This window comes from Mesorhizobium australafricanum (assembly GCF_033977265.1).
Lineage (GTDB): Bacteria > Pseudomonadota > Alphaproteobacteria > Rhizobiales > Rhizobiaceae > Mesorhizobium > Mesorhizobium australafricanum.
In genome coordinates this window covers 645,239-664,338 of record NZ_JAVIIT010000001.1, presented here as the reverse complement: position 1 = coordinate 664,338, position 19,100 = coordinate 645,239, and the positions used below count along the sequence as shown (strand labels likewise).

20 protein-coding genes are annotated in these 19,100 nt (G+C 64.1%); 11 read left to right on the top strand and 9 right to left on the bottom strand.

The features are described from left to right. The first annotated feature begins 49 nt into the window (after window positions 1-49). The gene (locus RFM98_RS03220) at window positions 50-439 is read left to right on the top strand and encodes a hypothetical protein (RefSeq protein ID WP_320307460.1); all 390 of its coding nucleotides are present in this window, start codon (window positions 50-52) and stop codon (window positions 437-439) included. A gap of 128 nt (window positions 440-567) precedes the next feature. Further along, the gene (locus tag RFM98_RS03215; RefSeq protein WP_320307459.1) at window positions 568-2,481 is read left to right on the top strand and encodes a PhoX family protein; all 1,914 of its coding nucleotides are present in this window, start codon (window positions 568-570) and stop codon (window positions 2,479-2,481) included. A gap of 67 nt (window positions 2,482-2,548) precedes the next feature. On the opposite strand, the gene RFM98_RS03210 is transcribed toward RFM98_RS03215, so the two are convergent. The 3 genes from RFM98_RS03210 to RFM98_RS03200 form a co-directional block, all read right to left on the bottom strand. Further along, window positions 2,549-4,120, bottom strand: coding sequence for a GMC family oxidoreductase (locus tag RFM98_RS03210; protein WP_320307458.1), 1,572 nt, complete (start codon window positions 4,118-4,120; stop codon window positions 2,549-2,551). A gap of 48 nt (window positions 4,121-4,168) precedes the next feature. Continuing rightward, window positions 4,169-4,717 (bottom strand): gluconate 2-dehydrogenase subunit 3 family protein, encoded by a 549-nt coding sequence (locus tag RFM98_RS03205; protein WP_320213499.1) that lies wholly within the window; start codon window positions 4,715-4,717, stop codon window positions 4,169-4,171. Between the two features lie 79 nt (window positions 4,718-4,796). Then, complete coding sequence (locus tag RFM98_RS03200) at window positions 4,797-5,192, bottom strand: VOC family protein (RefSeq protein WP_320307457.1); 396 nt, start codon at window positions 5,190-5,192, stop codon at window positions 4,797-4,799. Here RFM98_RS03200 and RFM98_RS03195 point away from each other — a divergent pair. Continuing rightward, window positions 5,170-5,415 carry a hypothetical protein gene (locus tag RFM98_RS03195; RefSeq protein WP_320307551.1) on the top strand — a complete coding sequence of 82 codons (246 nt, stop codon included), beginning with the start codon at window positions 5,170-5,172 and terminating at the stop codon, window positions 5,413-5,415. The genes RFM98_RS03200 and RFM98_RS03195 overlap by 23 nt on opposite strands. A gap of 120 nt (window positions 5,416-5,535) precedes the next feature. Next, window positions 5,536-5,841, top strand: coding sequence for a ribbon-helix-helix domain-containing protein (locus tag RFM98_RS03190; RefSeq protein WP_127253710.1), 306 nt, complete (start codon window positions 5,536-5,538; stop codon window positions 5,839-5,841). Window positions 5,842-5,967: 126 nt separating this feature from the next. Here RFM98_RS03190 and RFM98_RS03185 read toward each other — a convergent pair whose 3' ends face one another. Further along, window positions 5,968-6,675 carry a purine-nucleoside phosphorylase gene (locus tag RFM98_RS03185; RefSeq protein ID WP_320307456.1) on the bottom strand — a complete coding sequence of 236 codons (708 nt, stop codon included), beginning with the start codon at window positions 6,673-6,675 and terminating at the stop codon, window positions 5,968-5,970. Window positions 6,676-6,917: 242 nt separating this feature from the next. Continuing rightward, entirely contained in the window at window positions 6,918-9,503 is a 2,586-nt protein-coding gene (cckA, locus tag RFM98_RS03180; RefSeq protein WP_320307455.1) for a cell cycle histidine kinase CckA, read from the bottom strand. Between the two features lie 209 nt (window positions 9,504-9,712). On the opposite strand from cckA, the gene RFM98_RS03175 reads away from it, so the two are divergent. Further along, complete coding sequence (locus tag RFM98_RS03175) at window positions 9,713-10,423, top strand: flagellar biosynthetic protein FliO (protein ID WP_320307454.1); 711 nt, start codon at window positions 9,713-9,715, stop codon at window positions 10,421-10,423. 200 nt (window positions 10,424-10,623) lie between these two features. Here RFM98_RS03175 and dksA read toward each other — a convergent pair whose 3' ends face one another. Then, window positions 10,624-11,040, bottom strand: a complete 417-nt coding sequence (gene dksA, locus RFM98_RS03170) for an RNA polymerase-binding protein DksA (protein WP_027166326.1) — start codon at window positions 11,038-11,040, stop codon at window positions 10,624-10,626. 250 nt (window positions 11,041-11,290) lie between these two features. Here dksA and RFM98_RS03165 point away from each other — a divergent pair, with 250 nt between their 5' ends. From RFM98_RS03165 to RFM98_RS03150, 4 genes are all read left to right on the top strand, one after another. Further along, window positions 11,291-11,794 carry a SixA phosphatase family protein gene (locus tag RFM98_RS03165; protein ID WP_320307453.1) on the top strand — a complete coding sequence of 168 codons (504 nt, stop codon included), beginning with the start codon at window positions 11,291-11,293 and terminating at the stop codon, window positions 11,792-11,794. Window positions 11,795-11,857: 63 nt separating this feature from the next. Further along, window positions 11,858-13,330, top strand: coding sequence for a YcjX family GTP-binding protein (locus RFM98_RS03160; RefSeq protein WP_320307452.1), 1,473 nt, complete (start codon window positions 11,858-11,860; stop codon window positions 13,328-13,330). Continuing rightward, a complete protein-coding gene (locus RFM98_RS03155; protein WP_320307451.1) occupies window positions 13,327-14,409 on the top strand; it encodes a YcjF family protein in 1,083 nt (360 codons plus the stop codon). The genes RFM98_RS03160 and RFM98_RS03155 overlap by 4 nt, the downstream gene beginning before the upstream one ends. A 212-nt stretch (window positions 14,410-14,621) precedes the next feature. Beyond that, complete coding sequence (locus RFM98_RS03150; RefSeq protein ID WP_320307450.1) at window positions 14,622-15,176, top strand: hypothetical protein; 555 nt, start codon at window positions 14,622-14,624, stop codon at window positions 15,174-15,176. A 68-nt stretch (window positions 15,177-15,244) separates the two neighbouring features. Here RFM98_RS03150 and RFM98_RS03145 read toward each other — a convergent pair whose 3' ends face one another. Further along, window positions 15,245-15,511: a hypothetical protein gene (locus RFM98_RS03145; protein WP_127226168.1), complete on the bottom strand. Its 267-nt coding sequence runs from the start codon at window positions 15,509-15,511 to the stop codon at window positions 15,245-15,247. Window positions 15,512-15,776: 265 nt separating this feature from the next. Between RFM98_RS03145 and RFM98_RS03140 the strand changes: the two genes are divergently transcribed. Beyond that, window positions 15,777-17,612, top strand: coding sequence for a monovalent cation:proton antiporter-2 (CPA2) family protein (locus tag RFM98_RS03140; RefSeq protein WP_320307449.1), 1,836 nt, complete (start codon window positions 15,777-15,779; stop codon window positions 17,610-17,612). 10 nt (window positions 17,613-17,622) lie between these two features. Next, window positions 17,623-18,171, top strand: coding sequence for a DUF924 family protein (locus RFM98_RS03135; RefSeq protein ID WP_320307448.1), 549 nt, complete (start codon window positions 17,623-17,625; stop codon window positions 18,169-18,171). 71 nt (window positions 18,172-18,242) lie between these two features. Here RFM98_RS03135 and folK read toward each other — a convergent pair whose 3' ends face one another. Next, a complete protein-coding gene (gene folK / locus RFM98_RS03130; protein WP_320307447.1) occupies window positions 18,243-18,755 on the bottom strand; it encodes a 2-amino-4-hydroxy-6-hydroxymethyldihydropteridine diphosphokinase in 513 nt (170 codons plus the stop codon). Further along, window positions 18,739-19,098: a dihydroneopterin aldolase gene (folB, locus tag RFM98_RS03125; RefSeq protein WP_140642958.1), complete on the bottom strand. Its 360-nt coding sequence runs from the start codon at window positions 19,096-19,098 to the stop codon at window positions 18,739-18,741. The genes folK and folB overlap by 17 nt, the downstream gene beginning before the upstream one ends. Between the last annotated feature and the right edge of the window lie 2 nt (window positions 19,099-19,100).

Sequence of the window (19,100 nt, the reverse complement as noted above, 5' to 3'; positions counted from 1 at the left end):
CGGGCGTACAGCGAAATGGGGCAAGGTCGCCGCGCAAACGAGAGATATCATGGCCTCACGCATTATCCTGGGTCTCCTGCTTCTCCTGTCCGCCGCCGGCGGCGCGCGAGCCGATTTCGCCGACGGCAAGCTGCCCGACGGCACCTATCACTGCGAGGTCTACCTGCTCGGCCTGTTCCTCAATCTGGGCGACATCACCATCAAGGGCAGCCTTTATAGCGGTCCGGTGACCTTCGGCGCCGCGCCGCAGGCCTACGACTACCAGATGAACCCGAACGGCGAGATCAGCTGGCTTGGTCCGCTGGGCGGCTACACCAGCGGCGGCAATTCTATTTCGATGACCCAGGCGACGTTGGATGATCCAAGCGGCCCTTCCTTCGACATCATCATGAAGCAGCAGGACGGCGCCTTCACGGCCTCGACCTGCACCAGAAGATAGCCGTCGATCGGCCCATCGCTCAGCCGCTGGGCCGCCGCCCGAAACAATAGCGCGCTCCATGTCATCGGGATGTTGTCGAAGCGCCTTAGGCAGCGCGTGTCGTCAACATCCACCGAGAGGCAGACACGATGGCCAACTCCCCGTCTTCATCCTCCCCTGTTATCCGCGACGTCATTGCCGCGCGCGTCTCACGCCGCGAACTCCTCAAGAGCGGCCTCGCTTCCGGCGCGTTGATTGCCGGCGGCAGCTTTGTCGGCTCCTTGTTTGCCGGCGAAACACATGCCGCGGCCGCTCAATCCACCCTCGGTTTTCCCGAGCTGAAGCGGGTCTACGACAAGACCCATGCCGCCGCCGAGGGTTATGAAACCACCATCGTCGCCCGTTGGGGCGATCCGCTCGCGGCCGGCCTGGCCGAATTCGACGGCAACAAGGTCGCGGCGGAAGAGCAAGAAAAGCGCTTCGGCTACAATTGCGACTACATCGCCTTCATGCCTCTGCCCAAGGATTCGGTGAACTCCGACCACGGCCTGCTCTGCGTCAACAACGAATACATCTCGCCGAACATGATGTTCCCCGGCATGACCGAGGACGACGCCGGCAAGACGATGACCAGGGAACAGGTCGATCTCGGCCTCGCCGCCATGGGCCATTCGATCGTCGAGGTGATGCTGAAGGACGGCAAGTGGCAGACCGTCGAGGACAGCCCGCTCAACCGCCGCATCACCGCCAACACCGAGATGGTTGTCTCCGGCCCAGTCGCCGGCCATGCGCTGATGCAGACCTCGGCCGACGCCAGCGGCCGCAAGATCTTAGGCACCAGCTACAATTGCAGCGGCGGCGTCACGCCCTGGGGCACGGTGCTGACCTGCGAGGAAGGCGTGTCCGACCTGTTCGGCGGCGACCCGAAGAAAGCGCCGACCGCCGATGTTCTCGACCGCTACGGCTTCGACGGCTCCGACATCTACGGCCGCGGCCGCTTCCACGACCGCTTCAACATCGACAAGGAGCCGAACGAACCGAACCGCTTCGACTGGGTCGTCGAGATCGACCCCTATGATCCGCAGTCGAAGCCGGTGAAGCGCAGCGCACTCGGCCGCATGTCGCACGAAGCCTCGACCGTTATGCGCAACAAGGACGGCCGCATCGTCGTCTATATGGGCGACGACGACTATTTCGAATACATGTACCGTTTCGTCTCGGCCAAGCCTTACGACCCGGCCAACCCCGCTTCGGCCAAGGACCTGCTGGACGACGGCGTGCTCTCGGTGGCGCGTTTCGATGCCGACGGCTCGATGAGTTGGTTGCCGCTGGTCCACGGCCAGGGCAAGCTTACCGCCGACAACGGCTTCGCCGACCAGGCCGAGGTGTTGTTGAAGACCCGCCTTGCCGCCGACGCGGTCGGCGCCACGCCGATGGACCGGCCCGAAGATATCGAGACCAACCCGGTCACCGGCCGCGTCTATGCCGTCATGACCAAGAACAAGAAGCGCGACGAATCCAAAGTCAATCCGGCCAACACGCGGCCGGAAAACCTCTGGGGCCACATCGTCGAGCTGATCCCGCCAGGCGGCCGCGGCGTTGACGCCGACCACACCGCCGACAAATATGCCTGGGACCTGTTCGTGCTCTGCGGCAATCCCAAGGATGCCAAGATCGGCGCCACCTTCCACCCGGACACGTCCGACAATGGCTGGTTCGTCTGCCCCGACAACATCACCTTCGATCCTGCCGGTCGTCTGTGGGTAGCGACCGACGGCGCCAATGATTTCGACCTGCCGGACGGCGTCTATGGCGTCGACACCGAAGGCGCGGCGCGTGGCCTGCCAAAACTGCTCTTCACCTGCCCGCACGGTGCCGAGGCGACCGGCCCCTGCTTTACGCCTGACGGCACGACGCTGTTCCTCTCGGTCCAGCATCCGTCGGAGGATGCCGAGACACTCGACAAGGCGCAGTCGCTTTGGCCCGATTTCAAGGACGGCCAGCCTCCGCGCCCATCGGTCGTCGCCATCCGCCGCAAGGACGGCCAACCGGTCGGCGCCTGAGGCGAGCGCAACCGACAAAAAAGGCGCGGAACCCTCTCGGGTCCCGCGCCAGCAGGCAGTCGGGAGGTCAAATGGTTTTCGCCGACATTTGGGCGGCGATGTAGTCGGCCTGGCGGATCGCCAGCGTCACGATGGTCAGCGTCGGGTTCTCCGCGCCGCCGCTGGTGAACTGGCTGCCGTCGGAGACGAACAGGTTCTTGATGTCGTGTGACTGGCCATGCTTGTTGACGACGCCGTCCTGCGGCTTCTCGCTCATCCGGTTGGTGCCGAGATTGTGGGTCGAGGGGTAAGGCGGCGTCGGGAAGGTCCGTGTCGCGCCGACCGCGGCGTAGAGCGCCTGGCCTCGGCTGTAGGCATGGTCGCGCATGGCCGTGTCGTTGGCATGGTCGTCGAAATGGACATCGGCGATCGGCATGCCGTGCTCGTCCTTTTCGTCCTTGTGCAGCGTGATGCGGTTCTCCTCGCGCGGCATGTCCTCGCCGACGATCCACAGACCCGCCATATGGTCATAATGGTCGAGCGCCGTGGTGAAGGAACGGCCCCAGCCGCCGGGGTTGAGGAAGGCCGCCATGAACGGCAGGCCGAGCGACAGCGTCTCCATCTCATAGCCGCCGACGAAGCCGCGTGAGGGATCATGGCGCGCCTCGTCGCGGATGATGCCGGCCATCGTGGTGCCGCGATACATGTGCACCGGCTTGTCGAAGATGGCGTAGACCGAGCCGGTGGTGTGTCGCATGTAGTTCTTGCCCACCTGGCCGGACGAGTTGGCAAGCCCATGCGGGAATCTGGACGACTCCGAATTGAGCAGCAGGCGCGGACTCTCGATCGAATTGCCGGCTACCGCGACGATGCGGGCCTTCTGCTCCTGCAGCTTGCCGTCCTTGTCGGCATAGACGACGCCGGTCACCTTGCCCGAAGCATCATGATTGATCTTGATCACCATCGAATTCGGCCGCACCTCCAGATGGCCGGTCGCTTCGCCCTTCGGGATCTCGGTGTAGAGCGTCGACCATTTGGCGCCCCATTTGCAACCCTGGAAGCAGAAGCCGGTCTGCTGGCAGGAATTGCGGTCGTCGCGCTGCACCGAATTGATGGCCATGTTGCCGGTGTGGCACTCCTTGTAGCCCAGCTTGTCGGCGCCGGCCTTGAGCACCTTGAAGTTGTTGTTGCCCGGCAGCCGCGGCCAGTCGTTGGTGCCCGTGACGCCCATCTTGGCTTCGGCCTTGGCGTAATAGGGCTCCATCTCGGCGAGTGTCACCGGCCAGTCGAGCAGGTTCGCGCCCTTGACCTTGCCGTAGGTGGTGGCCGCCTTGAACTCATGCTCCTGGAAGCGCAGCGAGGCGCCAGCCCAGTGCGTCGTCGAGCCGCCGACCGACTTGACGATCCAGGCCGGCAGGTTCGGGAAATCCTTGGCCACACGCCAGTCGCCCGAGGTGGTGCGCTTGTCCTTCCAGGCGAGTTGAGCAAAGGAATCCCACTCGTCGTTGATGAAGTCCTCATATTCGTGGCGGGCGCCCGCTTCGAGGATGACGACGTCGATGCCTTTCTGCGCCAGTTCATTGCCGAGCGTGCCGCCGCCGGCGCCGGAGCCGATGATGACGACCACGCCGTCGTTCTTGAGATCAAATGATGCTGCCATGGTTTCCTCCCATGAAATCTATCGAAAAGCGGTTCGGGACAGAGCGGCCTACAGCCACTCGATGTCATTAAAGCCGCGCGCGATGTAGCCGCCCTTGGAGTAGGACTCGCCTTCGTAACCGAAGATCGGCCACACCTCCTTCTGGTTGTAGAGGCTGACGACGAGGCCGCCGCGCACCGCCTGGAAGAACGGCGTCTTCTCGATGCCGGTGAGCAGCGCGACCCGCTCCTCTTCCCAGCCAAGCCCGCGATAGCCGCCCTTGCCGGCCTTCTTGTCGAGTTCGGCAATACCCTTCTCGATCAGTTCCTTGTGGGCCGGGTCCTTTGCGGCTGTCTCGTCATGGCCCTTGACGGCGATGGCGTAATATTTGTCCGGCACCTGGTCGTGCGGATAAATGTCGCGCGCCACCTGGATAAGCGTCGCCATCGTCTCGGGCTTCAGCGCCGAGGTTTCCAGACCCCAGGCATGCTCCGGGCTGATGACGGCGCTGCCTGAGATGATGAGCAGCGCGCCCGCGCCGCCGCGCTTGAGAAGCTCGCGCCGCGAAAGGCCGGGCTTCTTCTCGTAGCCCGGTTTCTTCTCGTAGACTGTAACCATGATTTCCTCCCTGCTTGCTGTTCGCACCCCGAAGAGTGCCGTTGCTGGCGCCGCGCCGGTCCGCGCGGCGGAATGTCCCCTACTGGAAGCGCCCTGCGCGCTGCAGGACCTCGATCTTGTAGCCGTCGGGATCCTCGATGAAGAAGAAGCGGGCAAGCAGTTGCCCGTCGCGGTTGAACTCGACGATCTTCTTCGGATTGAAACCGAGCGCGCCGATCCGGTCGTGCTCGCTGTCGAGATCGGCGACCGAGACAGCGAGATGGCCGTAGCCGTCGCCCAGCGCATAAGGCTCGGTGCGCCCCTTGTTCACGGTCAGCTCCACCTCGAACGGCGAGTCGGCGTTGCTGAGATAGATGAGCGTGAAGGTCTCGAAATCGAGCCGCTGCGCCACGTCGAGGCCGAAGGCCTTGTTGTAGAAATCGACGGACCGTGCCTCGTCGAGAACCCGGATCATGGAATGGATCGCCTTCGCCAAATCGGACTCCGCGGCTTTTGATGCTTACGGAATCGATTATGCGCGCCGGCGAAAAAAGGTGGTGGCAGCCGATTACCACGCATGCCGTTGGAAAATGGGTAGTTTCGCGCTAGTTCTTGATTGCGTGTCGCCCAAAGTGCGAAGCGGCTTGAGCGAACGACACATGTCGAAACAAGAGCTCGAAGCCAGTCGCCTGAAGCAGTTTCAGCGAGGCATGCTTTAAGGACGAAAGTCCGATTGCCGCAGCCGGCCATCGGATCGAAGATGCCGAGTGCAGGCAGTGTTCAAAAAGGCGCCAGCCGACTTAATCGGCGCCCAAGATAAACAAGAACGGGAGGTAGCGATGTGCAGAGTCTTTGCCGGGCAGGACCCGGAAGGCTATCGGCAGATCAACCGGTCGATCCGCATCGACGGCCATTCGACCAGCATTCAGCTCGAGGCGACATTCTGGGGTCTCCTTGACGAGATCGCCGACAGCCAGGGTCTGACGACACCGAAATTCATCTCGAAACTCTATGACGAGGCGATCGAGATCAACGGCCAGATCCCGAACTTCGCTTCCATGCTGCGCACGACCTGCGCGCTCTATCTGCGGGGCCATCGCCCCAACGCCGAGGAGCAGGCCGCATTGAAGCGGGAAGCCGCCTAACCGCGCTTCTGGACAGACCAGGCGGCGGAACGATCCGCGCGCCGCCGGGTTGTTGCGTCGATCCCAAACACAGGCACAACGGGACGACGACGTCGCTGCCGTGCGCAAGGAATTGACGCAGCAGATCTAGCTTTCGGCCGCGACTTCGAGCGCGAGCCGGGTCATGTCGGTGAAAAGCGTCTGGCGTTCGCAATAGTCGGTCTGCTCGTCGGTGACGACATGGTCGACGACGGTCAGCAACGACAAGGCGCGCGCGCCGAAATGCGCCGAGATGCGGTAGAGGGCGCTGGTCTCCATATCGACCGCCAGCGCTCCGAGCGCCCTCGGCTCATCGAACCGCGTGCGGCCGTCGGGATGATGGAACACGTCGCTGCAGACCGTTAGTCCCGCGCTGCAGGCGATGCCGAGATCGGCCGCGCATTGCAGCGCCAGCGCATGGAGCGCCTTGTCCGGCCCCGCCGGCTGGTAAAGCCCGAACACCTGTCCGCTGATTGCCCCTTCGGCGCGCACGGAACTGGAAATAACGACGCTGCGCAGCGCCACATCCTCGGTCAGCGCGCCGCATGTGCCGGTGCGGATCAGCGTCTTCACGCCATGATAGTCGAGCAGTTCGTGGGCATAGATCAGGAACGACGAAACGCCGATGCCTGTCGCCTGGATACTGACGGGCTTGCCGCGAAACCAGCCGGTGAAGCCCAAGGCGCCCCTTCGGCGGTTGACGCAGCGCGACGCCTCGAGAAAGGTTTCCGCCATCCACCGGGCGCGCTCGGGATCGCCCGGCAGCAGCACCGTTTCGGCATAGTCTCCCCTGTCCGCCTCGATATGCGGCGTCACGCGCTACCACCCCATGACAGACCCATCCGATGATCATCATGGCAGGGTCGCGCCAATGTGCAAGCGGTAGCTGTTTTACAAGCAATTCCAGGAACAAGTGTAAGCGGTTTCACCGTTTCCGCGAAACGGTGAAACCGCGCTAAAGCGCGTCGCGCTGAACCGGATTCAAGCGACGCGCTTTAAGTCTTTGTTTGATGCATGTCGTTGTCCCAGAACCGCTGCACACTTCCGGGCGACATGCATTAGGATTCCAGCACGTCCTTGACGATCGTCGCCAACTGCTTGAGCGAGAATGGTTTCGGCAGGAAGCCGAAATGCGCGTCGGCCGGCAGGTTCTTCGCAAAAGCGTCCTCGGCATAGCCCGAAACGAACACGAACTTGATGTCCGGCTGGCGTTTGCGCAGCTCGCCGAGCAATGTCGGCCCGTCCATCTCCGGCATCACCACGTCGGACACGACGATATCGACCTTGCCGCCGAGCGCCTCGAACACTTCCAGCGCCTCGACGCCGGACGACGCCTCGTGGACGGTATAGCCGCGCGAGATCAGCGCCCTGACGCCGCCCATGCGCACGGCGTCTTCGTCCTCGACCAGAAGCACCGTGGCCGAGCCGGAAAGGTCTTTGGCGGTGTCGGCGGTCTTTGCCGGAACAGTCGCCGCGGTCGCCGCCGCCTCGCCGGGCTCCGCCTGCTTCTTCGCCTCGGCGATGTGGCGCGGCAGGAAGATACGGAACACCGTGCCCTTGCCGACTTCGGAATCGCAGAAGATGAAACCGCCGGTCTGCTTGATGATGCCGTAGACCATCGACAGGCCGAGGCCGGTGCCCTTACCCACTTCCTTGGTCGTGAAGAACGGCTCGAAGATCTTCTTCAAGACGTCGGGCGCGATGCCGCTGCCGGTGTCCTCGACGTCGACGAGCACATAGTCGGCCGGCGTCAGCTCGCGATACGCGAAGGACTTGCACTCGTCGGCGGTGACGTTGCGGGTGCGCACTGTGAGATCGCCGCCGCCAGGCATGGCGTCGCGCGCATTGACGGCAAGATTGACCACCACCTGCTCGAACTGGCCGATATCGACCTTGACCGGCCAGAGATCGCGGCCGTGGTCGATCTTCAGCTTGATGTCGTTGCCGACCAGGCGGGCAAGCAGCATCCTGAGGTCGGCCAGAACATCGGTCAGGTTGAGCACTTCCGGCCGCAGCGTCTGCTTGCGCGAGAAGGCCAGCAATTGCCGCACGAGCGAGGCCGCCCGGTTGGCGTTCTGCTTGATGTTCATGATGTCCGGGAAGGACGGGTCCGACGGCCGGTGGTTGGTCAAGAGAAGGTCGGACGCCATGATGATGGCGGTGAGCACGTTGTTGAAGTCATGCGCGATACCGCCGGCGAGCTGGCCGACCGCCTGCATTTTCTGGCTCTGCGCCATCTGCCCCTCGAGCGCCTTCTGCTCGGTGGTCTCGACCGCGTAGACGATCGCCGATTCCTCGGCGCCTTCACTACCGGCGCTGTCGGCGACGGCGTTGACGTAGAAGCGGATATGGCGCTCTTCATTGCCGGGCAGCACGGAGTCGATCGGCGCGATATTGGCCTGCCGCTGCCTGGCCTTCTCGAAGGCTGCGCCGAAGGCCGGCCGGTCGCGCTCGTGGACGATCGTTTCGAAGCGCACGCGCCGGTCGACCGCGTCGCGGTCGACCACCGACGAAAACAGCTGCAGGAACGGCGCGTTGGTGCGCAGGATACGCCCGTTCGCATCGACGCCGGCAATCGCCATCGGCGTCGAGTTGAAGAAGCGGGTGAAGCGAACCTCGGAGGCCCGCAGTTCCGCGGAAGCGTCCTCGCCCTGGGTGCGGTTGAGCACGATCGTGCGGGTCGGGCCGTTCACGCCTTCGCGGCTTGCCGAAACCCGGTGCATGAAGCGCACCGGCAGCGCCTGGCCGCTCATGGTGGTGAGGTCGAGGTCGATGACGGCGTTGCGGGTGGTGCCCGGGTCGGCCTTGACCGAACGGACCAGCGCCATGCCGTCGCCGGCGATGATTTCCGGCAGCGTGATGGCGCCCGGCGTGAAGGAGGCAAGGTCGATGCCGAGCCACTCGGCGAGCGTGGCGTTGATATAGGTGACGCGGCCTTCCTGATCGGCCGAGAAGAAACCGGCCGGCGCATGGTCGAGATGGTCGATGGCTTTCTGCAGGTCGAGGAAGAAACGCTCCTGCTCCGCCCGTTCCTGCGAGATGTCGGCGAGCTGCCAGGCAAGCATCGGCAGCCTTTGCCCGGGCATGCTGAAGGCGCGGGCACGGGCGCGATACCAGCGCGCGCCGGGTTCGGCGCCCGGCTTGATCGACTGCGCCAGCCGGAATTCGCCGTCGCCGGCCTGGCCGTCGCGCAGCCCCGACGCCAGCCGGTAGATCGTCATCGAGGCCTCGGGAACATCCGACAGCAGCCCTTCGACCGTCTTGAGATCGGCGGCCGAGGCAGCTCCCGTCATGTCGGCATAGGCGCGGTTGGCATAGACGACGCGGCCCTTGGTGTCGGTGACCAGCAAGCCCTGCGACATCGAATCGACAAAGGCTTTCGACAATTCGTCGCCGGTCGAACGCGGCGCGATCTGCACGAAGCCGATCGCGGTCGCGAACAGGAAGCCGACGCCGATCATGGCGAGCACGCCGAGCATGCCGAGCAGGAAAGGATCGCCGAGGCGCTCGCGAAAAAGTCCGAAGACGATCGCGGCGCCGGTCAGCACGACGATGAAGACGATGAGCCTGGTAACGGCGCCCGGACGCGTGTTCTGGTCGACGATCGGTACCGGATAGAAATCGCCGCGCGCTTCCTTGGCCATGTTCCCCCTGTTCGTGATTCCGGTGTCCGACGGGCGCGGACGGTCGGTTGAATCACATTCTCCTGTAGCGGAAAAGGCCCCGGCGGCAAATGTCCGATAAAATCAACGATTCATGTTTCAAACTGTTCACGATGGGTGATGTGAACTTGCGGCGGGCCGCCACCGCGGTCTAGTGTCGCCTCACCTCAAAAAAGCGATTGGGTGCACCGATGCTGCAGTGGCTGGATAGCGTGGCGGGTCCGGGTTATGTCGCTGCAATCCTGTGGACGTTCGCGGCGCTCATTTTGCTTGTCGTCGTCCTGCTCGTCATCAAGGTTGTGCGCAACCTGACCTTCGGCACCTTCGTGGCCGGCGGCAGGAACCGCAAGACGCGCCTTGCGGTCATGGACGCCACCGCGGTCGACAGCCATCGCCGGCTGGTGCTGGTGCGTCGCGACGACATCGAGCACCTGATCCTGATCGGCGGACCGACCGACGTCGTGGTCGAGCGCGATATCAGGCTGGCCGCGCCGCGCCGGCCGGCGCTGACCGGCGACAGCGGCCAGCAGCAGGCAGCCGCCGCGGCACGTCCGCGCGCGCCACAACCGGGACCGGCACCCGCGCCCGCCAGGCAGCCACCGCCGCCTGCCGCCCAGCCAGCTGCCGCCACGCGCGCGCCGGCGCCCGCGCCCAAGCCGGTGGCGCCGAGCCAGCCGACGGCAAAGGTCATGCCGCTGCCGAGCTACGGGACGACGAATGGCAGCACCAGATACGCACCGCCGCCCTCAAACGATTCCATCGACGACACGCTGATGCACGAACTCGAGACCTCTCTCGAGGAAACGCATTCCCAGCCGGCAACCGCCAAACCGGCAGCCAAGCCTTCGCTCGATGACGAGATGACCAAGCTTCTCGGCGAACTGGGCAGCCACAAGCGCTGACTGGCCTCCACGGACTAATGCATGTCGCCCAGAAGTGTACGCGGTTCTGGGATAACGACATGCATAAAAATAAGGACTTAAAGCGCGTCGCCTGAATCCGTTTCAGCGCGACGCGCTTTAGGCTCTCCGTCCTTAATTGGCACTGAAAAACAAAAAATGGCCGGAAATCCGGCCATTTTTGATTGCTTATCCAGTTCGCGTCAGTCGTCGCGATAGACCTTCTCGCGGCGCTCGTGGCGTTCCTGCGCCTCGATCGACAGCGTCGCGATCGGGCGCGCGTCAAGCCGCTTCAACGCGATCGGCTCGCCGGTCTCCTCGCAATAGCCGTAGGTGCCTTCGTCGATGCGCTGGAGCGCGGAGTCGATTTTCGAGATGAGCTTGCGTTGGCGATCACGGGCGCGCAATTCAATGGCGCGGTCGGTTTCGGAGGAGGCGCGATCGGCTAGGTCGGGGTGGTTGGCGTTTTCCTGCTGCAGGATTTCGAGGGTTTCGCGCGCTTCGCGGAGAATGTCGCTCTTCCAGGTGATAAGCTTTTGGCGGAAGTACGATTTTTGCCGTTCGTTCATGAACGGCTCGTCTTCGGAGGGTACGTAATCGGCGGTAACGATGTCGTTCATTCGACTCACCCAACAACCCCAAATTTGGCGCCTATATATTCGGGGACAAGAGGCTGCACAAGCGCTATCGGTGACAGTCTCACGCAATTGTTAGTCTCGTATCGGCGGCCAGGGCGACGACGTTGTTTCAACGGCACAAAAACGAATTCGCACATGATTCGTTGCAGTTGCTGGCGCCGGCCATTGTGCGCGACATGGTTCTGGTGGACTAATCGCGCTTTGCCGGAAAGGCAGCACCATGGGGGACCGGTTGAGCAGACTTTATCTGTTGCGGCATGCCAAAGCCGGCTGGGCGATGCCCGGCGTTCGCGATTTCGACCGCCCGCTCGACGAATCGGGCATGGCCGATGCCGAAGCCATCGGAGAGGCCATGCGGGCCCGCAACTACGTGCCGGACGTCACCCTCTGCTCCAACGCCAAGCGTGCCCGGCAGACGCTGGAAGGCCTGGCGGGACGCACCGACACCGGCCGGGTCCTGTTCTTCGACACGCTCTACAGCGAGGATGCTGCCGGCTATCTCGACATTATCCGCAGGAATGGCGGTGCCGACCAGCTTCTGGTGATCGGCCACAACCCCATGACCGAGGATCTGGCCATGGCGGTGTCGGGCGATGGCGAGGAGGCGGCGCGCGGCATGATGAACTACGGCTTTCCAACCTCCGGCCTCGCCGTCGTGCGCTTTCCAGGCAACCTTGCCGATGCGGCGCAGGGCAATGGCTACCTCGAAGCCTTTCTCACGCCCGCCGACCTCTGAGGCCATTTCAAACGCGCGGCCCAAGGCCTATATCGGGCGCTGACGCGCAACCAGAGGCCTGATTTGGCATCATCGCTGACCAGCTTTACCGACGAGGCAAGGATTGCGCTCGACACATTGTCGGGCCGCGCCGCCGGGCTCTTCTCTCCGTCATTGCGCCTTGGCGTCACCGGCCTTTCCCGCGCCGGCAAGACGGTGTTCATCTCCGCCCTCGTCCATAATCTCATCCATGGCGGCCGCCTGCCGCTGTTTGAGGCACAGAAATCCGGCCGCATCGCCCGCGCCTTCCTCGAGGAACAGCCGGACGACGCCGTTCCGCGCTTTCAGTATGAGGACCATGTCGCGGCTTTGGTGAACGACCGCGTCTGGCCGGACTCCACGCGCGCGATCTCCGAGCTCAGGCTCACCATCGAATATGAGTCGGCTTCCGGCTGGAGCCGGTTGTTTTCAGCCGGAAAACTATCTGTCGATATCGTCGACTATCCCGGCGAATGGCTGCTCGACCTGCCGCTGCTCGGCAAATCCTTCGCCGATTTTTCGCGTGAGGCGGTTGAACTGGCCGCCCTGCCCGTCCGCTCCGATCTGTCGCGGGGCTGGTGCGAGCTGGCCACCGCCGTCGATCCGGACGCCGACGCCGACGAGATGACGGCGCGGCGATTGGCCGAAAGCTTTGCTGCCTATCTCGGGGCCTGCAAGCTCGACGAGCGGGCGCTGTCGACGCTGCCTCCCGGCCGGTTCCTGATGCCGGGCGACCTCGAAGGCTCGCCGGCGCTGACCTTCGCACCGTTGATGAGGCTGTCGCCGGGCCGGCCGCGCCCCGGATCGCTGCAGGCGATGATGGAGCGCCGCTACGAGGCCTATAAGACGCATGTCGTAAAACCGTTCTTTCGCGAACATATCGCCCGCCTCGATCGGCAGATCGTGCTGATCGACGCCATGCAGGCGCTCAATGCCGGCCCGGCCGCCATGGCCGATCTGGAGCGTGCCGTCACCGAGATCCTGTCGTGCTTCCGGCCCGGACGGGGCAATATCCTGAGCGACTTCTTCTCGCGCCGCATCGACCGTATTCTGGTCGCCGCGACCAAGGCGGACCATTTGCACCATGAAAGCCATGACCGGCTGCAGGCGATAGTACGCCGCTTGACCGACCGTGCGGTTGCGCGCGCGAATTTCAGCGGCGCCGCCGTCGACGTCGTCGCCATGGCCGCGGTTCGCTCGACGCGCGAGGGCACGGTCAAGCAAGGCCGCGAGACGCTGCCGGTGATCATCGGTACCCCGCTGAAGGGCGAGAAGATCAACGGCGAGACATTCGACGGAAAGACCGAAACCGCCATATTCCCGGGCGATTTGCCGGAAAAGGTCGATGCGGTATTCGACGTTTGCGGATCGCCGCCAGATAGCAACGAACCGGCGATCCGCTTCGTGCGCTTCCGCCCGCCGAAGCTCGAACGCACCGCCGAAGGCGTCACGCTGTCCTTGCCGCATATCCGGCTCGACCGCGCGTTGCAGTTCCTGATCGGAGATCATCTGGCATGACCGCGCCCCGCAAACCGGCGGCTTTCCGCATCGAGCCCGAGCCAGAGCCAAGGCCGCACGGATCGCAAAGCCGCGCCGCCGAGGAGCAGCCGGTGCGCCGGCCGCATGCCGCAAGGGCCGATGTGGCGGTCGTGATCCCCTCGGAAGTCGACATCTTCGACGAGCCGGATATCGAGGCCGCGGTTCCGCCGCCGGCAACGGCGCCGAGAAAACGTTCGCTGCTCGCCCGGCTGTTCCTGGGCGCTCTCAGCGTGCTCGTCTCGCTGGCGGTCGGCCTGTGGGCGGACCAGCTGATCCGCGACCTGTTTGCGCGCGCCGAGTGGCTTGGCTGGCTGGCGGCCGGCATGGCGGCGATCGCGCTGCTCTCGCTGCTTGTCATCCTCATTCGCGAATTCCTCGCCATTGCCCGCCTTGCCGAAGTCGAAAAGATGCAGAAGCGGGCCCTGGATGCGGTGGCGCGCGACGATCCCAAGGCAGCGCGCGCTTTGGTCGACGAACTCTCGGCCTTCGTCGCCGCAAAACCCGAGACCGCCGCTGGCCGCCGTTCGCTTGCCGGACTGCGCGGCGAGATCATCGACGGCGCCAATCTGGTGCGGCTCGCCGAGACCGAGATCCTGTCGCCTCTCGATACGCGCGCCAAAATCATGATCCTCGAGGCCGCGAAGCGCGTGTCCCTGATAACGGCTGTCAGCCCCCGCGCGCTGGTCGACATCGCCTATGTCGTGTTCGAGGCCGGACGGTTGATCCGGCGGCTCTCCGAGCTTTACGGCGGTCGTCCAGGCACGCTCGGCTTCTTCCGGCTGGCGCGCGGCGTGCTTGCGCATCTGGCGGTGACCGGCTCGATCGCCGTGGGCGACAGTTTCGTGCAGCAGATCGTCGGCCACGGCCTTGCCGCGAAACTCTCCGCGAAACTCGGCGAAGGCGTGGTCAACGGCATGATGACGGCGCGCATCGGCATCGCGGCGATGGAAACCGCCCGTCCGTTGCCGTTCATCGCCGTGAAGCGCCCCGGCCTTGGCGATTTCCTCTCGGCGCTGACGTCGTTCGCGGCGCGAAAGAACGCTCAGGCGGAAGAATAGGGTAAACGCCAAAACCGCCGCCAGAGCCGGATGATTTCAGGTCTGTTCGACCTGAAATCTGACCCCGTCTCTAAGTCCAAGAGATGGAGCATGATGTCGTCCGAAAACCGCTTCACACTTTTCGGCATCTGCTCCAGTGACGAAGCATTAACCAATCTTCTCCATGGTCAGTCAGGTCCCAACATCAGACTCTGTCGTGCCGGGTGTCGTCCATGAGAAGCGTAATCTTGTCCTGCGTGCTGCCTGCGACGGTCGCGATTGCCGCGCCGCTCGGCCTGGTCGAAAAGGCCTTTGGCGCGGAGCCGGACAAGCAGTTCTTCCATTCGGTCGAAGGCAGATGGGTTGGCCCTGGCGAGATCATCGCCGGCAAGTACAAGGGCACCAAATTCACCTGCGATTTCAACGGATCGACCCCAGACAGCAACATCGGCATGACGCTTGACGGCAACTGCCGGGTCGGCGTGTTCACGCAGAAGATGTCCGCGACCGTCGAGCGCAAGGGCCGCGACGGCTACAGGGGCAGCTTCATGGGCGGCTCGACCGGCAACGGGATGGATATTGTCGGCGGCAATGTCGTCGACGCCCAGAAGGTCGTCTTCACCATCAACCGCAAGCAGTTGAACGGCGTCATGCAGGCTCGCGTGCCTGACGACAATTCAATGACCGTGACGGTGGCCGTGCGTGTCGACAAACAGCTGGTGCCGGTGATCGGCATGAGCCTGAAGCGGGTCGACTCGGTCGAAGTCGGCGCCATCGCCAAGAACTGAAATCACATCGGCAAACAAAAGGCGGCGGCCGCCTGGCCACCGCCTTTGCATTTCCCAACTGGTTGAGCTCAACCCTTGATGGTGGCGGTCAGCTCGTCATAGGCCTTGCAGGCTTCGTCGAGCGTCGTCGCGCCCTGATACTTCGTCGTCACGGCCTGCACCTTGGCGGTCAGATCGGCCGCCTTGCTCGGATCCTTGGTGATCGCTGCCTGGAGCGCGGCAGCCATATCCTGCGCCTTCTTGGCGGCCATCTCCTGCGTGCATTCCGGTCCCTTGGAGCAAGCCGAACCGGCCAGCGCCGCAACACCGACGGCAACGAGCAAAAACTTCTTCATGTCAGTCATCTCCTCAAAAAGGCAGCCGCCCATCGCCGCTGCCTCCAATGGCCGAAGCCGAACGTGCCATAACCGTTGATTGTGGCGGCACGCAACAACCGGGCCGCGTAAACTTGTGTAACGCAGCTGCAACAGGCGCTTGCCGCTTGAGCCACTGCTTCGCATCCGGCAGCGTGCCGCCTGCTCTTCCAGTCAGTCCTCCCGCCCTTGCCTCCCGCTCCCGGTGCATGCAAGGAGTGCTTCGAGCAACGGGGTGATGACAGGCATGGCAGCTGAAGCGTCGAGCAGCGATCTGGTGCAGGTGGTGGCGCTGCTCGCCGCGGGCGTCGTTGCCGTGCCGATCTTCAAGCGCATGGGGCTGGGCTCGATCCTCGGCTACCTCGCCGCCGGCGTGGTCATCGGCCCGTTCGGCCTGCGCATCTTTTCCGAATCGGAATCGATCCTCCACGTCGCCGAGCTCGGCGTCGTCATGTTCCTGTTCATCATCGGGCTGGAAATGCAGCCGTCGCGGCTCTGGGGTCTGCGTCGCGAGATTTTCGGCCTGGGCGCGATGCAGGTCGGTGTCTGCGCGGTGCTTTTGACCCTGGTCGGACTGGCCGGAGGCTTCCCCATCGCGCAGTCCTTCGTCGCCGGCGCCGGGTTCGTGCTGACCTCGACTGCGATCGTCATGCAGCTGCTCGAAGAACGCGGCGAGATCGCCACACCAAAGGGCCAGCGCATCGTCTCCATCCTGCTGCTCGAAGACCTGATGATCGTGCCGCTCCTGGCGCTGATTGCATTCCTGGCGCCCGGCGGCGCCGAGACTAGCCTTTCGGAGCGCCTGACCGAAATCGGCATCGGCATCGCCGCGATCGTCGGGCTGGTCGTGGCCGGTCGTTACCTGCTCAATCCGCTTTTCCGCATCCTGGCCGACGCCCGTGCCCGCGAAGTCATGACCGCGGCGGCGCTGCTGGTGGTGCTGGGATCGGCCTTGGCCATGCAGCTCTCCGGCCTGTCGATGGCAATGGGTGCCTTCCTTGCCGGCGTGCTTTTGTCGGAATCGACCTTCCGCCACCAGCTCGAAGCCGATATCGAGCCATTCCGCGGCATCCTGCTCGGCCTGTTCTTCCTCGCCGTCGGCATGTCGCTCGACCTTGGCGTCGTTGCCCATAACTGGCGGCTCGTCGCCATCTATGTCGTCGCCTACATGGTCATGAAGGCGGTCGGCATCTATGTCGTCGCGCGCATTCTGAAGAGCGGCCACCGCGAGGCGCTCGAACGCGCTGTCTTCATGGCGCAGGGCGGCGAGTTCGCCTTCGTGCTTTATTCGTCCGCCGCCGCGGTCGGCATCATCGACGGCCAGGCCAACGCGACGCTGACCGCCATCGTCATCATCTCCATGGTGCTGACGCCCTTGGCGATCGTGGCGCTGCGTTACCTGACCCCGCGCGACGAGCAGTCCCTCGACGGCGTCGACATCGCCGACGGCCTCACCGGCAGCGTGCTGATCATCGGCTTCGGCCGCTTCGGCCAGATCGCCAGCCAGCCGCTTTTGCTGCGCGGGCTCGACGTCTCGATCATCGACAACGAGGTGGAGATGATCCAGGCGGCGGCCGATTTCGGCTTCAAGGTCTACTACGGCGACGGCACCCGGCTGGACATCCTGCATGCGGCAGGCGCCGGGCGGGCCCGCGCGGTGCTGATCTGCGTCGACAAGCCGGACGCCGCCGTGCGCATCGCGCAGCTGATCAAGGCCGAATTCCCTCTGGTCACCATCCTGGCGCGCGCCTTCGACCGCGGCACGGCGCTGCAGCTTGTGCGCGCCGGTGTCGACTATCAGCTGCGCGAGACCTTCGAATCGGCGCTGGTCTTCGGCGGATCCGCGCTGGAGGCCCTTGGCGTCGATCCGGAAGAAGTCGCCGAGGTCATGGAGGATGTCCGCCGCCGCGACGAAGCGCGCTTCGAGACGCAATTGGCCGAGGGCGTGCGCGCAGGCCAGCGTTTCCTGAAGGGCAATATCGGCACGCCTATCCCGACGCCGCTGACGCAGCCGCGCCGCGCCGGCCGCGCGCTGAACGAGGAAACCGCCGTCGTACTGAACAAGGCAGAGACCAAGAACTGAGAGGCAAAGCATGGCAGAGCTCGATCCGCGAGCGCTTTCCGTCACCAAATTCTGGCGCGATGCCGGCGAGGACGCATGGTTCGAGAAGAACGACGCCTTCGACGCGGATTTCCGCAGCCGCTTTCTGGAGCTGCATTACGCTGCCGCGCGGCGCGAATGCGATGACTGGAATGAACACGCCGAAGGATCGCTGGCGCTGATGATCCTGCTCGATCAGTTCCCGCGCAATTGTTTCCGCAGCACCGGCCATATGTGCGCGACCGATCCCCTGGCCAGATACTTCGCCGACAAGGCAATCGCCGCCGGCCAGGATCTGGAACTGGACGAGGTCGTTCGCGTCTTTCTCTATTTGCCCTTCGAGCATTCCGAATTGCTCGCCGATCAGGAACGCTCGGTGGAGCTCACAACCGCCAAGGCGCCCGAATACCTGAAATACGCCGAGGAGCACCTGGAGATCATCCGGCGCTTCGGACGCTTTCCGCATCGCAACCGGATGCTCGGCCGCGCGACGACCGCCGAGGAACAGGCATTCCTGGACGGCGGCGGCTTTTCCGGCTGATCTAATCAATTTCAGAAAGTGCAAAGAGATAGAGCGCTTCGCCGTTCCGTGGAACGGTGAAACGCTCTGAATCAGCTAAGCCACCATTCCCGGCCGGACGGCAGTCGCTCGATACCCGAAATATCGACGGCGCCAAGTCGTTCCGACACGCTCCGGCCGCCGACCGAAAGCCCGGGCGCGATCTCGGCCAGCGGCGCCAGCACGAAGGCGCGCTCCAGCATGCGCGGATGCGGCACTTCGAGCCCGGTCTCGTGGATCACCCGGTCGCCGAACACCAGAATGTCTATGTCGATCAGGCGCGGCCCCCAGCGTTCCTCGCGCACGCGTTTCAATCGCCTCTCGACGTCGAGGCAAAGGTCGAGCAGCGCGCGTGGCGAAAGCGCCGTCTCGATCGCGGCGGCGGCATTGAGGAAATCGGGTTGGTCGAGCTTGCCCCAGGGCGGCGTGCGGTAGAGCGACGAGACGGCGGTGACGCGCGTTTTGTCGTCGCCATCCAATATGCGCAACGCCGCGCCCATGGACTTCGCCGGGTCGCCGAGGTTGCCGCCGAGACTGAGATAGACGGCGCTATTCTGGCCAGACAACGGTCACCTCGACATAATCGAGCACGCCAGGCACCGGCGCGTTCGGTTTGCGCACGGTGATCTCGGCCTTCCTGATCTGCGAGAACCGTGCCGTGAGCGCCTTCGCAACCTCCAGCGCCAGTGCCTCGATCAGGAAGCGGCGATGTCCCGTCACGATCTTCTCGATGACCGCGAAGGCAACGCCATAATTGACGGTATCCTCGATGGAATCCTCCGTCAGCGGGCGGCTGGGCTCGACGGTCAGCTCGGCATCGACATAGAAACGCTGGCCAAGCGTCTCCTCCTCGTCCAGCACGCCGTGGCGGGCGAAGAAGGCGCAGTTCTTCATGCGGATGACGTACATGA